Raw genomic sequence first — 20,660 nt, forward strand, 5'->3', positions numbered from 1 at the left:
TGTGCGACGACTTTAGAGTTGCACAATGACGTTGGATTGAGCAGTTGGACCGACGCTAAGTGTGCAAGAGGGGGGGGTGAATAGCAGTAGGGTGATCTAAACGAGATTCAATTGGACTGCTTTAAACATCGCTTGCTTGACATTGATGCAGTCCAGTTTTTCGGTCATTTGCTTGGCATGAAACTTTACCGTTCGTTCGGTGATATTCATGATCAAGCCTATTTCCTTATAGTTTTTCCCGAGCGAGAGCCAGTGTAAGAACTCAATTTCCCTGGGTGATAGTTTGAGATTGCTCTCAATACTGACTTCCGCGGGGCGGTGCTGGTTGGCGATGATGCTGAGGGTTTGTATGATGACTAGATTCTCCCGGACAATAATGGGGAAGTCTGGATCATTTTCTTCGGAGGATAAATGAACGGAGCCGAATGATCTGCCAGGTTCATGAATCGGCACGGTGTACCCTTGCTGGATGCCATAGGAAGCGGATTGGTCAAATAGGTCAGGATTGCTGTCTATTTCTTGCGGGATTTCATCCCAGAAGAACGGAGTGGCAGTGATGGCTGTATTGGCCATGACCGGGTCTGATTTGTAGAGTGAATTTTTCCGATAGGTGTCAATCCATTCCGTGGGGTAATTACTGTGGATGGAGATTTTCGAGTTATTGAAGGGTGTAGGTTCGAGATGAACATAAGCAAATTTCTTGATTCCCAGTTTCAAGAATATCCACCCCAGTATTTCGGTGTACTCGACTTCATCGGCCTCTGGAAGGTTGTTTTCCACCTCTTGAATTAAATTTAAAAGATGGCTTGAGATGGGTTTGAGCATAATGGGCACGCTCGAATAAATTGATGTAAAACCATGGCGTAGCCAGACGCTTTATTTTATGACGCGCCAAGCGGAATTCGAGTTTTTCTAGTGTGGGTGCCAACAACCACAAGCGGGTCTTATGGCTACAGCAGGCGCTGCGAAGGGGCGCGGCCTATTGAGTGCTTCCCAGTTCGTCGGAGATCGCTTCAAAGAGCGATGAGGGGGCCTGGTCTCGCCGTGAAACTCTATTTCTCTAAACGGTGTTGATATCATTGCGCCTCCTGGCAGATAGCCCCACACTTTTACCCTGTGAGGCTGTAGTTAATAACGGCTACTGAAACGATTAACTGGGAGGTAGTATAGACAACTTTTCCACGACGGCGAAAAAGATTAAAAAAAACTTTAATTTTCAAGCTGTAAGGCTCTTTTGAGGAACGCTGCCGTTCGACTCCCTCGGCATTCTGCCACCGTCTCTGGATTCCCGCAGACCACCACGCTTCCGCCCTCGGTTCCAGCCCCCGGGCCTATATCGATGACCCAATCACTTTGGGCTACGACCCGCATGTCATGCTCTACTACAACCACCGTATGGCCGTCCTCCACCAGTCGATTCAACTGCACCAGCAAGCGATCCACGTCCTGGGGGTGCAGCCCGTTGGTAGGCTCATCCAGCACATACAAAGTCGCTCCCCGGGCCTTACGTTGCAGTTCCGTCGCCAGTTTGATCCGCTGAGCCTCGCCACCGGACAGTTCCGTGGCTGGTTGGCCCAGGCGCAGATAGCCTAATCCGATATCCTGCAGTACTTGCAGTGAGCGCCTCGCCGCCGCTTGCTCGGAAAATACCTCGAGTGCCTGGTTCACGGTCAGTTGCAGCACCTGGGAAATGTTCAATCCCTGCCAGTTCACTTCCAGGGTTTGCGGGTTGTAGCGTGCCCCGTGGCAGGTAGGGCAGGGCGCGTATACGCTGGGCATGAACAACAACTCGACGCTGACGAATCCCTCACCCTCACAGGTCTCGCAACGGCCCTTGGCGACGTTGAAGGAAAACCGTCCGGCATCAAATCCCAATTCTCGAGCCTGCTCCGTCGCGGCGAACAGTTTCCGCACGTGATCGAACAGCCCGGTGTAGGTGGCGAGGTTGGAGCGCGGGGTGCGGCCGATGGGTTTCTGGTCCACCTGGACCAGCCGCTTGATTGCGTCGAGCCCGGCAGTGACGTGGCCGTCACTGGTTTGCACGGGTTCGTCTTCCAGGCTTTGTTCATCGGGTTCGGCGTCAGGACTGGCCTGGCCCAGGTGAGCGCCCACCAGATCCAGCAGGGCTTGGCTGACGAGGCTGGATTTGCCCGAGCCGGAGATGCCGGTCACTGCCGTGAAGCAGCCCAAAGGAAAGGCTGCGCTCAGGTTGTCGAGGTTGTTGCGGGTGATGCCTTCCAGGCGCAGCCAGTCCCTGGGTTCTCGGGGGCTGCGTGCAGCGGCGCGATCTTCGGCAAAGAGGTAGGCGCGGGTCCGTGACTCGGGCACCTGCTCAAGGCCTGCGGGTGGGCCGCTGTAGAGAACTTTCCCGCCTTGCTCACCGGCGTCCGGGCCGACGTCGATGAGCCAGTCGGCGCGGCGCATGGTGTCCAGGTCGTGCTCGACCACAAACACTGAATTGCCCGCGGCCTTGAGGCGTTGCAGGGCGTCGAACAGGGCTTCGCTGTCGGCCGGGTGCAGGCCGGCGGAGGGTTCGTCCAGCACGTAGATGACCCCGAACAGTTGGGAGTTGAGCTGGGTCGCCAGGCGCAGGCGTTGCAGCTCGCCGGAGGAAAGCGTGGGGGTGCTGCGCTCCAGGGCCAGGTAGCCAAGGCCAAGGTCGATGAGGGTGACAATCCGCTCCAGCAGTTCAGCGGCGATACGCTGGGCAGCGAGGCGCTTTTCCAGGGAGAGATTGGGGGTTTGGCGAGCGTCCGGCCCACCTGCGTGAGGGTTGTCGCCCCGGGCGGCGCGCTGCTCACGAGCCTCTCGGGTTTGCCGATGGGTGAGGACTTCCCCTGCTTCTTCGGCCTGCTCCAGATAAACCGGCGCCACGACTTCCTTGAGCACCTGGGCAAGTTCCAGCAAAGGCAGGTGGGACAGTTCGGCGATATCCAGATCGGCAAAGGTCACCGTCAGCGCCTGGCGTTTGAGGCGCTTGCCTTCGCACTGGGGGCAGGGGCTGGCGCGCATGTATTGCGCCACGCGTTTGCGCATCTGGGCACTTTGGGAGTGCATGAAGGTGTGCAGCAAGTAACGTCGAGCCCCGCTGAACGTGCCCTGGTAACTGGGTTCGAGCTTGCGTTTGAGGGCTGCCCGAGTCTGGGCCGGGGTGAGCCCGGCGTACACGGGAACGGTGGGTGTTTCTTCGGTAAAGAGAATCCAGTCGCGCTGCTTTTTCGGCAGGTCGCGCCAGGGAATGTCAACGTCATAGCCGAGGGTCACCAGGATGTCCCGCAGATTCTGGCCTTGCCAGGCCATGGGCCAGGCTGCCACTGCGCGTTCGCGGATGGTCAGCGACGGATCGGGCACCATGGATGCTTCGGTCACTTCATAGACGCGTCCCAGGCCGTGGCATTCCTGGCAGGCACCTTGCGGCGTGTTGGGCGAGAAATCCTCAGCGTAGAGCATCGGTTGGTCGGCCGGATAACTGCCAGCGCGGGAGTAGAGCATGCGGATCAGGCTCGACAAGGTGGTGACACTGCCCACTGAAGATCGTGCGCTGGGTGTGCCGCGCTGTTGCTGCAACGCCACCGCCGGCGGCAGGCCCTCAATGCTGTCTACATCTGGCACGCCCACTTGGTCGATCAGGCGCCGTGCATAGGGCGCGACGGATTCGAAATAGCGGCGCTGGGCCTCGGCGTAGAGCGTGGAGAAAGCCAGCGACGACTTGCCGGAGCCCGACACCCCGGTGAACACCACCAAGGCATTGCGGGGGATGTCGACGTCAACGTTCTTGAGGTTGTGTTCACGGGCGCCACGCACCTGGACGAAGCCGGTGTTTTCAGGCAATGGCGTAGTGGCGGCGGGACCGGAGCGTGGGGGCATGGAGCGTTCCTTGTTTGCGTCTGCTCAACGCGTTGAGGCTTTTTGGCGAAACGGCGTCACTGTGAGAATGGAACCTGAGTCACAGCACTGACAATTATGCGACCGGGTTCATTCATTCTCGTGCGATAAAAATTTACTCCAGATGAAAGAGATGAGAAGAGCGTTCCAATTTCCATTGATACGGATCCAATGACTTGGGAATCTATTCCTACGGTTTGCGCTGAGCATCAAGCCGTGAACATGGCGCCCGAGTGAGCACCTGTGGCGAGGGAGCTTGCTCCCGCTGGGCTGCGTAGCAGCCCCAAAACCTGTCACCTTGGTGTGTCAGGTTGATTCAATCCGCTTCATTGGGGGCGCTGCGCACCCCAGCGGGGCAAGCTCCCTCGCCACAGGTTTTGGCTGAGTCGGGGGGACATTTCCTCAAGTTGATTTCAATCAAGGGCCGCTCAGGGGAGCAGGCCCTACCATGATCGCCAAGATCCTGTCCTTAAGCCCTGGCGTCCATGACCCCTCCCTTTGTGATGCTGCACCCGTCCCGCTGCTGGCTCCGCGGACTGTTCGTTCTCCTGCTTTTACTCGCGGGCTTCGCCGAGGCCAAGGACTACGGGGACCTCCAGCAACAGCGGATTCACCATGTCCTGAGTCAGACCGACTCGATCTCCGAGCCCGAAGGGTCCTTCAAGGTGCGCAAGTTGTTCGCGGCGGGCAAAGTCCTGGGTTATGTGTTTCAAAGCCTGGACGTGGTGGACATTCCCGCTTACTCAGGCAAGCCGATCAACCTCCAGGTGATCCTCGATCCGGCCGGTGTGATCCTCGACGCCTACGTACTGGAACATCACGAGCCGATTTTGCTGGTCGGCATTCCGGAACAAAAACTTCACGATTTCAGCGCCCGCTACAGCGGGATTAGCGTCAATCAGCGCGTGGTGGTCGGGCACTCCAGTGACACGAATGCGGTGACGGTGGATGCGATCGCCGGTGCCACCGTGACGGCAATGGTGGTCAATGAAGTCATCATGCGTGCTGCTCACGACGTTGCGGTGTCCCTGGGCCTGGTCAAGGGCGATGCGGGGTTGGCCGTGGCGCCGGCCCGCGTGCGTGAGGACATCTACGAACCCGCCGACTGGAAGGCCCTGACCGGCAATGGTGCGGTGCGCCGCCTGCACCTCACCCGCGGCCAGGTAGACGCTTCCTTCAAAGGGACCGATGCCGAGCAGGTCGAAGTCGCCAGTGCCGCGCAAATAGATGACACCTTCATCGATCTGTACGTCACCCACCTGAACCCGCCCACCATTGGCCGCAACCTGCTCGGTGACAGCCAATACCGCAGGCTGATGAGTGAACTCAAGCCGGGCGAACAGGCTATTGCGGTAATGGGCAGCGGGCGCTATTCCTTCAAGGGATCGGGGTATGTCCGCGGCGGCATTTTCGATCGTGTGCTGTTGCGTCAGTTCGGCGATGCCATCAGCTTCCGCGACATGGACTTCCAGCGCCTGGATGACGTGGCGGCCGAGGACATGCCGTCGTTCGACGAAATGGCGATCTTCATCGTCCGCGCCTCACACCATTTCGACCCCGGGTCGCCCTGGAGCCTGGAGTTGCTGGTGCGCCGCCAGACCGGGCCGGTCAGCGGAATCTTCAGCAGCTTCGAGTTGGCCTACCAACTTCCCGAACCGTACCTGGAGCGACCATTGCCGACGGCCGAGCAACTGGCCGCGGCCGAAGAAGCCAGCCGGCCGCTGTGGCTGACGCTCTGGTATCAGAAAAGTGTCGAGATCACGGTGCTGGGCGTGGCCCTTCTGGTGCTCACGGGCATCCTGTTCCTCCAGGATGCGTTGGCCCGTAGACCGAAACTGCTGCACTGGGTACGGCGGGGGTACCTGGTGTTCACCGTGGTGTTTCTCGGTGGCTATGGGCTGGCGCAGCTGTCGGTGGTCAACGTGCTGACTTTCGTCCACGCACTATTCCAAGGATTCCGCTGGGAGCTGTTCCTCACCGATCCACTGATCTTCATCCTCTGGGTGTTCACCGCCGCCAGCATTCTACTTTGGGGGCGCGGGGTGTTCTGCGGCTGGTTGTGTCCGTTCGGCGCGCTGCAGGAACTGATCAACGAACTGGCTCGCAAGTTCAAGCTGCCGCAATACGAACTGCCGTTCGCCGTCCATGAGCGGCTGTGGGCGATCAAATACATCATTTTGCTGGTGCTGTTTGGTGTCTCGCTGGAGTCGATGGCCACCGCCGAACGACTGGCCGAAGTGGAGCCTTTCAAGACCGCCATCACCCTCAGGTTCGACCGTCAGTGGTGGTTCGTCGCGTACGCGGTGGGCCTGCTGGTGATCAATCTGTTCACCCGCAAAGTCTATTGCCGCTACATCTGCCCACTGGGCGCGGCCTTGGCGATGCCGACCCGGTTACGCCTGTTCGACTGGCTCAAGCGCCGCAAGGAATGTGGCAACCCCTGCCAGCTGTGCGCCAAGGAATGCGAGATCCAGGCGATTCATCCCGATGGCCGGATCAATGCCAACGAATGCCATTACTGCCTCGACTGCCAGATGACCTGGCACAACGAAAACAAATGCCCGCCGCTGATCAACAAGCGCAAGAAACGCGGCAAGGCGACCGTGACTGATCCGCAATTGATTCCCGTGGTGCAGGTCAGTCCGACGCCATGACGGGCGCCAATGGCCTGTTTCCCTTGACCCTTTCCTTCTTCGTGGAGCACACAGCATGAGCGATAAAAAAACCGAACACACTGGGGCGGCGGAAGAGCCCCGGGGCGTCAGCCGGCGCAGTTTCCTCGGCACGGGGGCGGTAACCGGGGCGGTACTGGCCGGCGCTACGGCGCTGGGGGCCGGGACGTTCACCCGTGAGTCCTGGGCGGCGGCGGCCAAGGAGGCCAAGTCCAAGGTCCACGTCGGGCCCGGCGAGCTGGACGAGTACTACGGTTTCTGGAGCGGCGGCCATCAGGGCGAGGTGCGGGTGCTGGGCGTGCCGTCGATGCGCGAGCTGATGCGCATCCCGGTGTTCAACGTGGACTCGGCAACCGGTTGGGGGCTGACCAACGAGAGCAAGCGCATCCTCGGTGACAGCGCCAAATACCAGAACGGCGACTGCCACCACCCGCACATCTCCATGACCAACGGCAAATACGACGGCAAGTACCTGTTCATCAACGACAAGGCCAACTCCCGGGTCGCGCGCATTCGCCTGGACATCATGAAGTGCGACAAAATCCTCACCGTGCCCAACGTGCAAGCCATCCATGGCCTACGCCTGCAAAAGGTGCCACACACCAAGTACGTGTTCGCCAACGCCGAGTTCGTGATCCCGCACCCTAACGACGGCCACACCTTCGACCTGCAAGACAAAAACAGCTTCACGATGTTCAACGCCATCGACGCCGAGAAAATGGAAATGGCCTTCCAGGTGATCGTTGACGGCAACCTGGACAACACCGACGCCGACTACACCGGCAAATATGCCGCGAGCACTTGCTACAACTCCGAGAAGGCCTATGACCTGGGCGGCATGATGCGCAACGAGCGCGACTGGGTGGTGGTCTACAACATCCCGCGCATCGAAGCGGCGATCAAGGCCGGTAAATTCATCACCCTGGACGGCTCCAAGGTGCCGGTGGTGGATGGTCGCAAAACCGATGGCAAGGATTCCGAATTCACCCGCTACATCCCGGTGCCGAAGAACCCCCACGGGCTCAATACCTCGTCCGACGGCAAATATTTCATCGCCAACGGCAAGCTGTCGCCTACCGTCTCGATGATCGCCATCGACCGCCTGGATGACCTGTTCGCCGACCGCTTCAAAGACCCGCGCGAAGTGATCGTCGCTGAACCCGAGCTGGGCCTGGGGCCGCTGCACACCACCTTCGACGGGCGCGGTAATGCCTACACCACCTTGTTCATCGACAGCCAGGTGGTGAAGTGGAACATGGAAGAGGCGATTCGCGCCTACAAGGGCGAGAAGGTCAACTACATCAAGCAGAAACTCGATGTGCAGTACCAGCCCGGGCACAACCACGCGTCCCTGACCGAGACCAGCGAGGCGGACGGCAAATGGTTGGTGGTGCTGTGCAAGTTCTCCAAGGACCGCTTCCTGCCCACGGGTCCGCTGCACCCTGAGAACGACCAACTGATCGACATCTCCGGCGAAGAAATGAAGCTGGTACACGACGGCCCGGCATTCGCCGAACCCCACGACTGCATCCTCGCCCGGCGCGATCAGATCAAGACCCAGAAAATCTGGAGCCGCAACGATCCGTTCTTCGCCGGCACCGTGGAGTTGGCCAAGAAAGACGGCATCAACCTGGAAACCGACAACAAGGTCATCCGCGACGGCAACAAGGTCCGGGTGTACATGACGTCGATGGCGCCGGCCTATGGGCTGACGGAGTTCACCGTCAAACAGGGTAACGAGGTGACGGTGACGATCACCAACATCGACCAGATCGAGGACGTCAGCCATGGCTTTGTCATGACCAACCACGGCGCGAGCATGGAGATCAGCCCACAACAGACCTCATCCATCACTTTCACTGCCGATAAGGCTGGCTTGCATTGGTACTACTGCAGCTGGTTCTGCCATGCCCTGCACATGGAAATGGTCGGGCGCATGCTGGTTGAAAAAGCCTGAGTCGGCTCATCGAGGAGGCCGGCGCAATGACCGGGAACACGCAGCAATCGATGGGCCACGTGTGCCAACCGGTCATTGCGCTGGTGCTGTGTTTGCTGACGGCTGGCGCGTTCGCCGCGCCGCAGCCGATCACCAATCTGCCTTTGCAGGCCGAGGGCGAGCAGCAATGGCGCCTGCCTGCGGGGCAATACCCGGGCTCGTTCAGCATTGATCAGCCGATGACCCTCACCTGTGCGCCAGGCGCGGTATTGCGAGGGCAGGGCGAGGGCAATGGATTGATCATCCGGGCCCCGAACGTCCAGGTCCAGGGTTGTACGTTCCTGGACTGGGGCCATGACCTGACGGCCATGAATGCTGCCGTCTTCATCCAGCCTGGCGCCCAAGGGGCTGTGGTTCGCGCAAACCGGATGCAGGGCCCGGGCTTCGGCATCTGGGTCGATGGCACCCGCGACGTCAGCCTGATCGACAACCGCATCCAGGGCGACCCGAGCCTGCGCTCCCAGGACCGCGGCAACGGCATCCACCTCTACGCCGTGCACGGCGCCCGGGTCATCGGCAATCAGGTGCACGAAACCCGCGATGGCATCTACATCGACACCTCCAGCGGCAACCTGCTCCAGGGCAATACCCTGGAGGACCTGCGCTACGGCGTGCATTACATGTTCGCCAACGATAACCGTCTGCTGGACAACGTCACCCGGCGCACCCGCACCGGTTACGCCTTGATGCAAAGCCGTCAGTTGACGGTGATCGGAAACCGCTCCGAACAGGATCAGAACTACGGGATCCTGATGAACTACATCACCTATTCCATCCTGCGCGACAACTTCGTCACTGACGTGCGCGACGGGTCCACCGGCGACACCATGATCACCGGCGCCGAGGGCAAGGCCCTGTTCATCTACAACTCGTTATTCAACCGCATCGAAGGCAATCATTTCGAGCGCAGCGCCGTGGGCATCCACCTGACTGCCGGCTCCGAGGACAACCGCATCGCTGGCAATGCCTTCGTTCACAACCAGCGCCAAGTCAAATACGTTGCCACCCGGCTGCAGGAATGGTCGGCGGAGGGGCGCGGCAATTACTGGAGCGACTACCTGGGCTGGGACCGCAACGGTGACGGGGTCGGGGATGTGGCCTATGAGCCCAATGACAACGTCGATCGCCTGCTGTGGCTGTACCCGCAAGTACGGTTGCTGATGAACAGCCCGGGTATCGAGCTGCTGCGTTGGGTGCAGCGGGCGTTCCCGGTGATGAAGTCCCCTGGGGTGATGGACAGCCATCCGTTGATGGAAACACCGGTCTGTCCCCCATCACGCAACAGTGCTCAGGAGGACGCGCCTTGAATGTCGTCGAGATCGAAGGCGTCAGCCAACACTACGGCGAGGTCACCGTGCTGCGGGGACTGAACCTCAACTTGGGCCAGGGCGAAGTCCTCGGCTTGTTTGGGCACAACGGTGCGGGCAAGACCACCACCATGAAGTTGATCCTCGGTTTGCTACGGGCCAGCGAAGGGCAGGTGCGAGTCTTCGGCCGCGAGCCCAGCGACCCGAGCGTGCGGCGACTGCTCGGTTACCTGCCGGAAAACGTCATGTTCTACCCGCAGTTGAGCGGGCTGGAGACCTTGCGCCACTTCGCCCGGCTCAAAGGCGCGGCGCCGGAACAGGTCGAGCGTTTGCTGGAAGAGGTGGGGCTGGCGGACGCGGCCCGGCGCCGGGTACGCACCTACTCCAAGGGCATGCGTCAACGCCTCGGCCTGGCCCAGGCCTTGCTCGGCCAGCCGCGGCTGTTGCTGCTGGACGAACCGACCGTTGGCCTGGACCCCATCGCCACCCAGGACCTCTATCAACTGCTCGATCGCCTGCGCTGGCAGGGCACCAGCATCATTCTGTGTTCCCACGTCCTGCCGGGCGTCGAAGCGCACATCAACCGCGCCGCGATCCTGACCCAGGGCCGCCTGCTGGCCTTGGGAAGCCTGGCCCGGCTGCGCGAGGATGCGGGGTTGCCGACCCTGATCCGCGCCTCGGGGCTGACCCGTTCTGCGCAACTGCTGGAACGCTGGCGCAGCGAAGGGCATGTCACCCAGGGCTGGGGCGCCGAAGGCTTGCAGGTGTCTGCACCGGATGGCAGCAAGCTCGCCTTGTTGCGCCAGTTGCTGGCGCAGGACAACCCCACGGATGTCGAGATCAAACCGCCGTCCCTGGAGGATCTGTACCGGTATTACATGGTCCGCGCCGCAGCCGAGGAGGCCGCCCAATGAATCCGATCTGGAGCATGGCCCGCAAGGAGTTCAGCGATGGCCTGCGCAACCGCTGGTTGCTGGCAATCAGTCTGTTGTTCGCGGTGCTGGCCATCGGCATCGCCTGGCTTGGCGCGGCGGCCTCCGGCCAATTGGGTTTCACTTCGGTGCCGGCGACGGTGGCGAGCCTGGCCAGTCTGGCGACGTTCCTGATGCCCTTGATCGCCTTGCTGCTGGCCTATGACGCGATTGTCGGCGAAGACGAGAGCGGCACCTTACTGCTGTTGCTGACTTATCCGTTGGGACACGGCCAATTGCTGCTGGGCAAGTTCGTCGGTCACGGCCTGATCCTGACTTTGGCGACAGTGATTGGCTTTGGTTGCGCGATGCTTGCCATCGGTCTGTTGGTGGACGATGTCGAATTGAGCCTGCTGCTCTGGGCCTTCGGCCGCTTCATGTTGTCCACCACCTTGCTCGGCTGGGGTTTTCTCGGGCTGGCCTATGTGCTGAGTGCTCTGTCGGCGGAAAAATCCACCGCCGCCGGGTTGGCGCTGGGGGTGTGGTTTTTCTTCGTGCTGGTGTTCGACCTGGTGCTGCTGGCGCTGCTGGTGCTCAGCGAGGGCCACTTCAGCCCGGATCTGTTGCCGTGGTTGCTGCTGTTCAACCCCACGGATGTGTATCGGCTAATCAACCTGTCGGGGTTCGACTCCGCTTCCAGCGGCGCTGCCGTGCTGACGTTGGGCAGCGATCTACCGGTGGCGGGGCCTCTGTTGTGGTTGTGCCTGGGGCTATGGGTGGCATTGCCGTTGTGGCTGGCCTATCGGTTGTTCAATCGCCGGTGCCCGTGACTTCTGATCTTAATAAAGGAGCATGTAACGATGAACAGGCTGTACTTCAAGGCGAGCCGTCTCTTGGTCGGGGTGTTGGTGTGCCTGGCGCTGGTGGCGTGTGACAAGGCCAGTTTGCCACCGGCCACCGAAGCGGCGTTGGCGTTTCACCCCAGTGACGAGTGCCACGTGTGCGGCATGGTCATCAACGATTTCCCCGGGCCCAAGGGGGCGGCTGTCGGTGCGGGTGAGGTCAAGAAGTTCTGCTCGCCGGCGGAAATGCTGGGCTGGTGGTTGCAGCCGGAAAACCATCGGGCCGATGTGAAGCTGTACGTTCACGACATGGGGGGTAGTCAGTGGAATGCGCCGGATGATGCTCATCTGATCGATGCCAGGACCGCCTATTTTGTGATCGGCTCCGGGCTCGAGGGCGCTATGGGCGTTGTATTGGCTTCGTTCTCCGATGCCCAGGCGGCGGAAAAGCTTGCCAGGGACAGCGGAGGGCGGGTGCTGCGGTTGGAGGACATTGATCAGAAGGTGCTGGGGCAGGCGATGGCGATGGGGCCGATGAGTCATTGAGACATTGGCGGTTACCCGTGGCTCGGGAGACTTGCATTCATCTCAAGTACCTTGTGGAGCGCAATGCTGTTCACTTAAGGAAATGCGGTGCTTCTTCTTAGGGGAAAGCGCTGTTTTTTTGAGGGGGCTTGGACTTGTGGTTTGGGTGTATATCCGTTGCTGCGGTAACGGCTGCTTAGGGTTCCGCCCTTACGGCGGGTCACTTTCGAAGAGCGCGAAAGTAACCAAAGCGCTCATGCCCCACCACTTGGGCCTCGCCTAGGCTCGGCATGCCCTCACTCCGGCATTGCTCCGTGGGCCCGCCGCGAAGGACCATCCATGGTCCAGCGCGGCTACCTCGGCATCCATGCCGAGGTGCCCACTGCGCAATGCCTGCGTTCGGCCATCGTGGTTAATGGGGCGCCCAGATCAAGATCAAGATCAAGATCAAGATCAAGATCTAAAGCAAAGCAAGAGCGGGCATCTCCAGCATCTATGTGGCTGAACCACCGCTTTCGCGAGCAGGCTCGCTCCCACATGGAGCTGCGGGTGTTCACAACATCTGCACACGACACAAAAACCTGTGGGAGCGAGCTTGCTCGCGATAGCGGTCGGCACAGCCAACATCACCGCAAACTGACCCTCCGCTATCGCGAGCAGGCTCGCTCCCACATGGAGTTGCGGGTGTGTTCACAGCATCTGCACATGACACAAAAACCTGTGGGAGCTCGCGATGAGGTCGGCACAGCCAACATCACCGCAAACTGACCCTCCGCCTTCGCGAGCAGGTTCGCTCCCACAGGAGGAATGCGTTCACCCCAAACCAGGTCGGCTATAAGGCCGCCTCGCGGCGGACGTTGATCTCGGGCGCCCCGTTAACCACGCTGGCCGAACGCAGGCATTGCGCAGTGGGCATCCCGGCATGGATGCCGGGATAGCCGCGCTGGACCATGGATGGTCCTTCGCGGCGGGCCCACGGAGCAATGCCGGAGTGAGGGCATGCCGAGCCTAGGCGAGGCACCAAGTGGTGGGGCAAGAGCGTTTTGCTTACTTTTCGCCGGGCCGCGCAGGCTTCTCAAAAGTGAGCCGCCGTCAGGGCGGAACCGCCAGTCGCCGTTACCGAAAAAACGGATATACACACGCCCTATGACCCCCAGCATCTATCGCACCCGAGCGTGCCCTACAACCACCGCGGAGTAGTGAAAAACGAAGCCATCTCCGAGCGTGCCAGCGCCGAGCCGAAGTAGGGGCCCTGAACATGGTCGCAGGCCACGCTACGCAGTTGGCTGAATTGCCGGGCGTTTTCGATGCCTTCGGCAGTGACCATGAGCCCGACGCTGCGGCTCAGTCGGATCATCGCCAGGACGCCTTCCTGATCATGCTCCAGGCCCAGTTGGGCCAAGATGTTGCGATCGAAGCGGATGCCATCGAACGGCTGGTTCAAGACTTCGCGAAGGGAAGCGATGCTGGTGCCGAACTTGTCGATGTTGATCCGTACACCGAGATCCTTCAGGGCATGAAGGGTACTGGCGACGCTCTTATGGTCGGCCAACAGGACCCCTTCAGCCACTTCCAGGGTCAATCGATGAGGATCCAGGCCGCTCGCTTCAAGGGCCGTTTGCACCTGACTAAGCAGGAAGCTGCTGCTGAACCACTTGGGCGAAACCGCGATGGACACGCTGACGGCAGTCGGCCAGGACGCCGCTTCTTCACAGACGTTAATCAGCATCCAGGTCCCCAGTTCCTCCAACTGGCCCGACGCTTCGGCGACCGGTATGAAATCGGACCCACCCAGTTCGCCTTTCTCGGGATGATGCCAAAAGGTCTGGGCTTCAAAACCATGCAATTGCTCGGCGCTCACGTTGAAACGCGGTAAATAACGCAATTCCAGTTGATCCTCATGCATCGCCTGGCGCAATTGCTGCTCGTATCGCCGACGATCGCGCGCCACATTACCCATGGCTTCCACGTACACGCGCCAGGTATTGCGGCCCGCCGCCTTGGCCGCATACAAGGCGATGTCGGCGTGGCGCAGCAGTTCATCAGCGTGTTCGTTACCCGGCTGTGACCAGGCAACGCCGATGCTCACCCCCAGGTACAGCGTGTTACCGTCCAGATGCATCGGGCGCTGCATGCAGTCGATCAGGCGCTCACAGAGTTGATCGAGGTCGCGCGCATCGCCGGGGTCGGGCATGACGATGACAAACTCATCGCCGCCCAGACGCGCCACCAGGTCGGTGCCGCGCACGTTTTGCTGAAGGATATGCGCCACTTCCCTGAGCACTTTGTCCCCCACGGCATGGCCCAGGGAATCGTTGACCGGCTTGAATCGGTCCATATCCAGGTTCAACACCGCCAGCGATGTGCCGTCAGCTCGGTCCAGGTGCTCGCGCAGGCAATCGAACAAGCGGTTTCGGTTGGCCAGCCCGGTCAGCGGGTCGTGCAGGGAAAGATGTTTGATCTGGGCCAGCGCCCGCAGCTCCTCGGTGATATCGGTAGCGGTGCCGCGAAACCCCAAGGTGCCGGCTTCGATGGCCCGTACCGAGAGTTTGCAGGTGCGTATGCGCTGGTTGCGCGCGGTGTATTCGCATAGCAACGGGGCGGATGAAGCACTGTTGGCGCCGCCGAGTAGCCATTGGGCAATCGAAATTGACCCTCCATGGGGGTGAAGCAGCCGATGGAGGGGCTTGCCCAACCACTCGATGGGGCTGAACCCGGTCACTTGTTCAAAACGGTCGGACAGGTAGGTCAACGTTCCGGTGGAGTCGACCTCCCACAACCAGTCAGACGACACTTCGGCAATGTCCCGGAAGCGTTCTTCGCTGCGCTCCAACGCTTTGCGGTGGGCCAGCAGGCTGGTGTACTGGCCTTCCTGGGCACGAAGCATGGCCAGGGCATGGTGCAACACGGCCAGCGCCAGGATCCCGAGAAAGAGCAGCGCCAGGATCAGCAAGGGCAGCAATATTTTGCGTAGATCCTTGCCGGGGGTTGGCGGATTCCAGGTCAGGGCCTCCTGGGTCTGTCCGTCAAGGGAGACCTGGGCTGTCCCGGCCTGTCCCGGCGAGCTGGAAATATGGGCATCCGGCAGGGCAAAGTCCCGCGCCAGGTTTTGCAGGGCGGCGCTATCGAGTACTTTCACGAACAACAGCAGGCTGGGTGGGCCCGGAATCTCGGGCACGCTGGTGTCCGTGCCGGTGGTGATGGCGGAAGCGGCGACAAATGCCGGCATGCCCTCGTGATGCAGCAGCTCAACGACGACTTCATCACGCTTCTCTGGCGTGCTGGCTTTCTTTCCCAGCGCTCGCAGATCGCCAGCCAGCCAGGTGTCGGCCTCAATCTCATTCATCTGGCCATCGATCACTGAATAGACGGTTTTGCCTGTCGGGGAAATGACAAATACCGCCTGGTAGCCGTAGAGATCGTTAACGCTGCTGCCGACATTTTCCTGCTCGTAGGCCCAGTCTTTATCAACCACCACATGCAGGTGCCGGTAGGCATCGCTCCACTTGGAGTAATCGCTCAGGTCACGCGAGATGCCGGTGCGGATACCGTCGATGGCCCGCTGGGCAAAAAACAGACTCTGTTCGCGGGCGCGTTCGTCCTGGGCCCCGGTGATGTTGAGCAACACCGCGATAGCCAGAGCGGACATGACAAAAAGCAGGAACATGATGGCCGGAAACGTGCGACGAGTGAAACTTCGGGTTGGCGAGCCCGGAGGGAAAACGGAGGATTTGTGGCCAGCATCTTCGGTCATAAATAAGTCATCAGCTAAAAAGCGATATCACCCGCACATGCTCTTTATCGGCTGTCAGGCTGATTAACTTAGTCATGATCGATAATGGTGCGCAGGGCAGTGCCGTATCCGGATGGGAAGGGGTTGCTTGATAAGGCGGTGTTTCGAACTTTTATTGCAGGAAAGACTAAAAGTTGAATGAGTTTTGCTTGATTCATGCGTAAAAGACATTCTTTTCTGTCGCGTCATACCCCCTGGGGTGATGTGCAGGACTTGAAGCGAAGCGCAATGACCAGCGCGTTTCCGCCAGCCAGTCACTGCGTTTCACCCCTTTATGGGATTGCCTCACTCTTTATCCTTGCGATGACCCGGTAGCAGAGCGCCCAAAACCTGCTTGGCGGTCTCTACCACAATGCCTCGCTCGTTCGGATCGCCTTGAAGCAAGGTCGAGGCAAATTTCTTCGCCTGGTCCAGTTTGATATGCGGCGGCAGCGGTGGCACGTCTGGATCGGTCCTGAATTCGATCAGCACCGGACGGCCGGCAGCGAGTGCTTCCTCCCAGGCAGCAGCCACGTTGTCCTCATGCTCCACAAGGATGCCTTTCAAGCCAATGGATTCGGCGAACAGGTGATAGGGCACGTCCGGAATGTTCTGGGAGGCCTCGAATTTCGGGTCGCCTTCCATCACCCGTTGTTCCCACGTCACCTGGTTGAGGTCCTGATTATTGAACACCGCGCAGATCCAGGTGCCGTTGGCCCAGGTTTGCCAATATTTCGCCACGGTAATCAGTTCGGCCATGTTGTTCATCTGCATGGCACCATCGCCGACCAGGGCGATCACAGGCCGCTGCGGATGACAGAATTTCGCGGCGATGGCGTAGGGCACGGCGGCGCCCATTGAGGCCAGGCCACCGGACAGCGAGCACATCATGCCGCGCCGGATCTTGATATCCCGGGCGTACCAATTGGCGCAGGAGCCGGAATCGCAGGTGATGATGGCGTGATCCGGCAACCGGGGCGATAGCTCGAATGTCACCCGTTGCGGGTTGATCGGCTTGGCTGACATCAATGCGCGCTTTTCCAGGGTCTTGTCCCAGTCCGCCCGCCAGTGTTCGATTTTCTTGCGCCAGGTCCGATCGGGCTTTTCCTCGATCAGGGGTAACAACGCTCGCAGGGTGTCGACGCTGTCGCCCTGCAGATTGACCTCCATCGGGTATCGCAGGCTGAGCATGTCCGGTTGGATATCAATCTGCACGCCCCGGGCTTGGCCTTCGGGTGGCAGGAACTCAGCGTAGGGAAAGCCAGAGCCGATCATCAGCAACGTGTCGCAACCGGCCATCAGGTTGTCACTGGGCTTTGTGCCCAGCAGGCCGATGGAGCCGGTGACCCAGGGCAGGTCATCCGGCACGACAGCCTTGCCGAGCAGGGCCTTGGCCACGCCGGCCCCGAGTTTTTCGGCGAGAGCGATCACTTCGTCTGTCGCCTGCAGAGCTCCGGCGCCGACCAGGATGGCGACCTTCTTGCCTGCGTTCAGGACGTCGGCGGCTTTGCGCAGGTCCTCTTCATAGGGCACGACTTTGGGTTTGCGATAGCCGACGCCGGAGTGAACCGTTCCATGTTTGTGCGGTGGTTCGGAGTATTCCATTTCCTGCAGGTCATTCGGCAGGATCAGTGCCGTGACCCGACGCTCACCCACTGCCGTGCGTACGGCGCGGTCGAGCAGATGGCGCACTTGGGAGGGCGCACTGGCCTGCTGGACGAACGCCCCGGCCACGTCCTTGAACAGGCTGACCAGGTCCAGTTCCTGTTGGTAGTGCCCGCCCAGGGCAGTGCGGGCCTGTTGGCCGCTGATGGCGAGCACGGGCATGTGGTCCATTCGGGCGTCGTAGAGGCCGGTGATCAGGTGCGAGGCCCCCGGCCCCGAGGTGGCGATGCATACGCCCAGTTCGCCGGTGAACTTGGCATGGGCGCAGGCCATGAAGGCGGCCATCTCTTCATGACGCGCCTGGATGAAGCGGATTTTTCCATCGGCGCGGTTCAAGGCGCCAAAGACACCGTTGATACCATCGCCCGGATAGCCATAAATGCGGCGAACCCCCCATTGGTAAAGACGTTCCACCAGAAAATCACCGACGGTCATGCTCATGTCTGTCCCTCACGTTGATGGGCCGCAGCGCCTTCGGGTGGCGTGCAGCGCTTTGTGTTCATACAGGACTGGACCCCGGCGCTGCGTCCAAGGTTTCGATTTTTTCGAGGGCAGGGGGTTAATGCCAGGCGGGCTGTATCGCAGTGTGTATCGGGCGAGGTTGTCAAAACCCAGCCGCAATACCGGCCGGGGACAGGGGAGCCTTTCAACTGGCTGCAGGCGAGGAATGTCTGGAATGCGGGCACATGCAAGTTTGTGTAAGCCTGCCGGTGGCAGGCTCTTTACATACAACGTCTAGCAGGCTGGATTCCCATCGTGCCTGGAATCACTCCGCCAACAACACCGCCGCGTCGAACCCCACCCGCAAGTTGCCCCAATGACGGCCGCCGAAGAAGAACGGTACGTCGATCTCGGTCATGATCTCCCCGGTGTCACGCAGGTAGGTCTGGAGCAGGAAACGCTGGACGTTGCCGGCTGCGCGCAGGCCGATCGGGTCGCCGAAGATGCGCTTGTTGCGACACACCGGCAGGTCGACAGCACGATCACCGGTGGGTGGCTTGGAGACCCAGCTGTTGTTCACCGGGCAATAGCCCTTGCTATCGACAATGAACGAAACCTTGCCCCCCGGCGTGCTGCGGGTGAGCTTGTCGCACTCTTCCTGGCAGGCCTGGGCAAAGCGTTCGGTGTAGCTGGTCATGTACTGCTTGGGGTCAGTGCCGGGGATCAATTGGTAACTCTGGTCGAACAGGTTCAGACCTTCCCTTTGCAGCGCCTCCAGGCGCTCCTGAAGCGTGTCCCGGCATTGGCTGGCGCGGGTGATGGCGGCATCCAGCTTGCCGTGGCCGAGCACGAACCGGCCCAACAGTGCCTGGACCTTTTCGGCAACGCCGGACAGGTCACGGGTGGCCGTCGCCGAATGCTGCATGCGCTGGTCGATCAACTGGCTGTCGGCATGGATCTGGGTGACCCGTTCGTTGATGCCCGTGTTGCTGTCGGCGAACTGCTGGATATGCGTGGCGATGTCCGCCAGCTTGCCGTTGGTGGATTCGAAATCGCCGATCATGCTCTCGAAATGGCCGGAGGCACGCTCCACCACTTTCTGGGTTTCCCGGGCGCTGTGGCTGATCTGGGTGGTCTGTTCGTGGGTAGAACCGACTTCTTCAAGCATGGCGTCGATGTTGCGGGAGATATCATCGGTGGCGCGGCTGACGTTCTGCGCCAGGGTCCGCACTTCATCAGCCACCACCGCGAAACCCCGACCGCTCTCGCCAGCCCGGGCGGCTTCGATGGCGGCGTTGAGGGCCAGCAGATTGGTTTGGGCAGAGATCTGCTGGATCAATCCAACGATGGACTTGATGCTTGAGGAGCGTTGGTTCAAGGCCCCCACGAGCGTGGCAAACTCACTGAGACTGTTGGAGATTTCGCTGATGTTGCCGGTCACTTCCAGCAGCTCGGCATAGGAGTCGCGGGCCATGCTCAGGTTCTGGGCGGTGGTGCTGGAGATGCCTTGGGTCTGGCGCGAGACTTCTTCGATGCGGCCTACGGCGGTGTTGCTCTGGTCCATCACTTCCTTGGCGAAGCGCGCCTGGTGGGTGGCGCTGTCGCTGGAATCGCTGATGTTTTTCAGCGAGCGGGCCGATTCGACGGCGATGTGCACGGTCAGCGCCTGGACGTTACTGATGATCTCCCGTTGCTTGGCCAGGAAACGGTTACAGGTGCCGGCCAGCACGCGAATTTCGTCGTGGGTCACCAGGGGAAGGTCCTTGGACAAATCGCCTTCGCCGTTGGCGATCTCTTCCAGGGCCTTGGTCATGGCGGTGACGGGACGCACGATGAGGTGGCGAAAGTACCAGACCATGAAACTGATCATGCCCAGCGTCAGGAGCGTGCCGAAGAGCAGGGCATGGGTGAGGCTGTCGAGCCGGCCCTCGATCTGGCCCAGCAACCCGGCATCCAGCTGCGCGTCGCGCAGCTGCAAGACAATGTCAGCGCGTGCACTCAGGGCGACCCAGTACAACAACCCACTGACCACGACCAACAGGAAAAGGCTCGACAGCTTTTTGGTGAGCGTATCGAAAAATTGCATTTCGATAGACTCGTACAAGGCCTTTAACGTCTGCATGCCGCTGCTCCTGGGCAAAAAAAATCACTCAATGGAATACATTCGACCGCTGGCGACAAAGCTTTAGCGAGTCAGGGCAATTTGATATCAGATTGATCTTTCAGGCTGTTTGTGACTTTCCATCGAGTCGCTGAAACAAATGTCAATACTTATGCTGGCGAATTAGACGAAAGTCGTACTGGTACTCTGCCCAGCGGCTGCTACGGTTTGAGGGGAAAACAATAAAAACAACGGGAGATGACCCTCATGTCCACTCAAAAGCAACAGGCTGCGCGTGCCTATTGGACGGAAAACCTGCGCTGGATGCTGGTACTACTGGCAATCTGGTTTTTGGTGTCGTTCGGCTTTGGTATTTTGCTGGTTGACTCACTCAACACCATCAGTTTCTTCGGCACACCTCTAGGGTTCTGGTTCGCCCAGCAGGGGTCCATCTATGTCTTTGTGCTCGAGATCTTCTTCTATGTCTGGAAGATGAATCAGCTCGATCGCAAGTATGACGTCCACGAAGACTGAGGCCGACGA

At 60.2% G+C, this 20,660-nt stretch carries 12 protein-coding genes; 7 read left to right on the plus strand and 5 right to left on the minus strand.

Features of this window, described 5'->3' with window-relative positions; all coding sequences use genetic code 11:
• Positions 1-96: 96 nt before the first annotated feature.
• Complete coding sequence (locus QNH97_RS12325; RefSeq protein ID WP_283557072.1) at positions 97-825, minus strand: helix-turn-helix transcriptional regulator; 729 nt, start codon at positions 823-825, stop codon at positions 97-99.
• 384 nt (positions 826-1,209) lie between these two features.
• On the minus strand, positions 1,210-3,867 hold the full coding sequence (locus QNH97_RS12330) for an excinuclease ABC subunit UvrA (RefSeq protein WP_283557073.1): 2,658 nt from the start codon (positions 3,865-3,867) through the stop codon (positions 1,210-1,212).
• A 521-nt stretch (positions 3,868-4,388) separates the two neighbouring features.
• Here QNH97_RS12330 and nosR point away from each other — a divergent pair.
• Genes nosR through QNH97_RS12360 form a run of 6 tightly spaced genes read left to right on the plus strand, consistent with a single transcriptional unit; the run spans position 4,389 to position 12,159 of the window.
• Positions 4,389-6,539 (plus strand): transcriptional regulator NosR, encoded by a 2,151-nt coding sequence (gene nosR, locus QNH97_RS12335; RefSeq protein WP_502944539.1) that lies wholly within the window; start codon positions 4,389-4,391, stop codon positions 6,537-6,539.
• A 55-nt stretch (positions 6,540-6,594) separates the two neighbouring features.
• Entirely contained in the window at positions 6,595-8,514 is a 1,920-nt protein-coding gene (nosZ, locus tag QNH97_RS12340; protein ID WP_283557075.1) for a TAT-dependent nitrous-oxide reductase, read from the plus strand.
• A gap of 26 nt (positions 8,515-8,540) precedes the next feature.
• A complete protein-coding gene (locus QNH97_RS12345) occupies positions 8,541-9,860 on the plus strand; it encodes a nitrous oxide reductase family maturation protein NosD (protein WP_283557076.1) in 1,320 nt (439 codons plus the stop codon).
• A complete protein-coding gene (locus QNH97_RS12350; RefSeq protein WP_283557077.1) occupies positions 9,857-10,774 on the plus strand; it encodes an ABC transporter ATP-binding protein in 918 nt (305 codons plus the stop codon). Before QNH97_RS12345 ends, QNH97_RS12350 begins: the two co-directional genes overlap by 4 nt.
• Positions 10,771-11,601 (plus strand): ABC transporter permease, encoded by an 831-nt coding sequence (locus tag QNH97_RS12355; RefSeq protein WP_283557078.1) that lies wholly within the window; start codon positions 10,771-10,773, stop codon positions 11,599-11,601. The genes QNH97_RS12350 and QNH97_RS12355 overlap by 4 nt, the downstream gene beginning before the upstream one ends.
• Before the next feature lie 30 nt (positions 11,602-11,631).
• Positions 11,632-12,159 carry a nitrous oxide reductase accessory protein NosL gene (locus QNH97_RS12360; RefSeq protein WP_283557079.1) on the plus strand — a complete coding sequence of 176 codons (528 nt, stop codon included), beginning with the start codon at positions 11,632-11,634 and terminating at the stop codon, positions 12,157-12,159.
• A gap of 1,159 nt (positions 12,160-13,318) precedes the next feature.
• Here QNH97_RS12360 and QNH97_RS12365 read toward each other — a convergent pair.
• The 3 genes from QNH97_RS12365 to QNH97_RS12375 all read right to left on the minus strand — a co-directional run bounded on the left by QNH97_RS12365 (position 13,319) and on the right by QNH97_RS12375 (position 20,138).
• Positions 13,319-15,787: a bifunctional diguanylate cyclase/phosphodiesterase gene (locus tag QNH97_RS12365; protein WP_283557080.1), complete on the minus strand. Its 2,469-nt coding sequence runs from the start codon at positions 15,785-15,787 to the stop codon at positions 13,319-13,321.
• Positions 15,788-16,216: 429 nt separating this feature from the next.
• Complete coding sequence (locus tag QNH97_RS12370; RefSeq protein ID WP_283557081.1) at positions 16,217-18,016, minus strand: thiamine pyrophosphate-requiring protein; 1,800 nt, start codon at positions 18,014-18,016, stop codon at positions 16,217-16,219.
• Between the two features lie 325 nt (positions 18,017-18,341).
• Positions 18,342-20,138: a methyl-accepting chemotaxis protein gene (locus QNH97_RS12375; protein WP_283557082.1), complete on the minus strand. Its 1,797-nt coding sequence runs from the start codon at positions 20,136-20,138 to the stop codon at positions 18,342-18,344.
• A 246-nt stretch (positions 20,139-20,384) separates the two neighbouring features.
• Here QNH97_RS12375 and QNH97_RS12380 point away from each other — a divergent pair, with 246 nt between their 5' ends.
• Positions 20,385-20,651 carry a DUF4212 domain-containing protein gene (locus tag QNH97_RS12380; protein WP_186639063.1) on the plus strand — a complete coding sequence of 89 codons (267 nt, stop codon included), beginning with the start codon at positions 20,385-20,387 and terminating at the stop codon, positions 20,649-20,651.
• Positions 20,652-20,660: the final 9 nt, after the last annotated feature.

The sequence above is a fragment of the Pseudomonas sp. G2-4 genome (assembly GCF_030064125.1).
In the GTDB taxonomy this organism is placed as follows: Bacteria; Pseudomonadota; Gammaproteobacteria; order Pseudomonadales; family Pseudomonadaceae; genus Aquipseudomonas.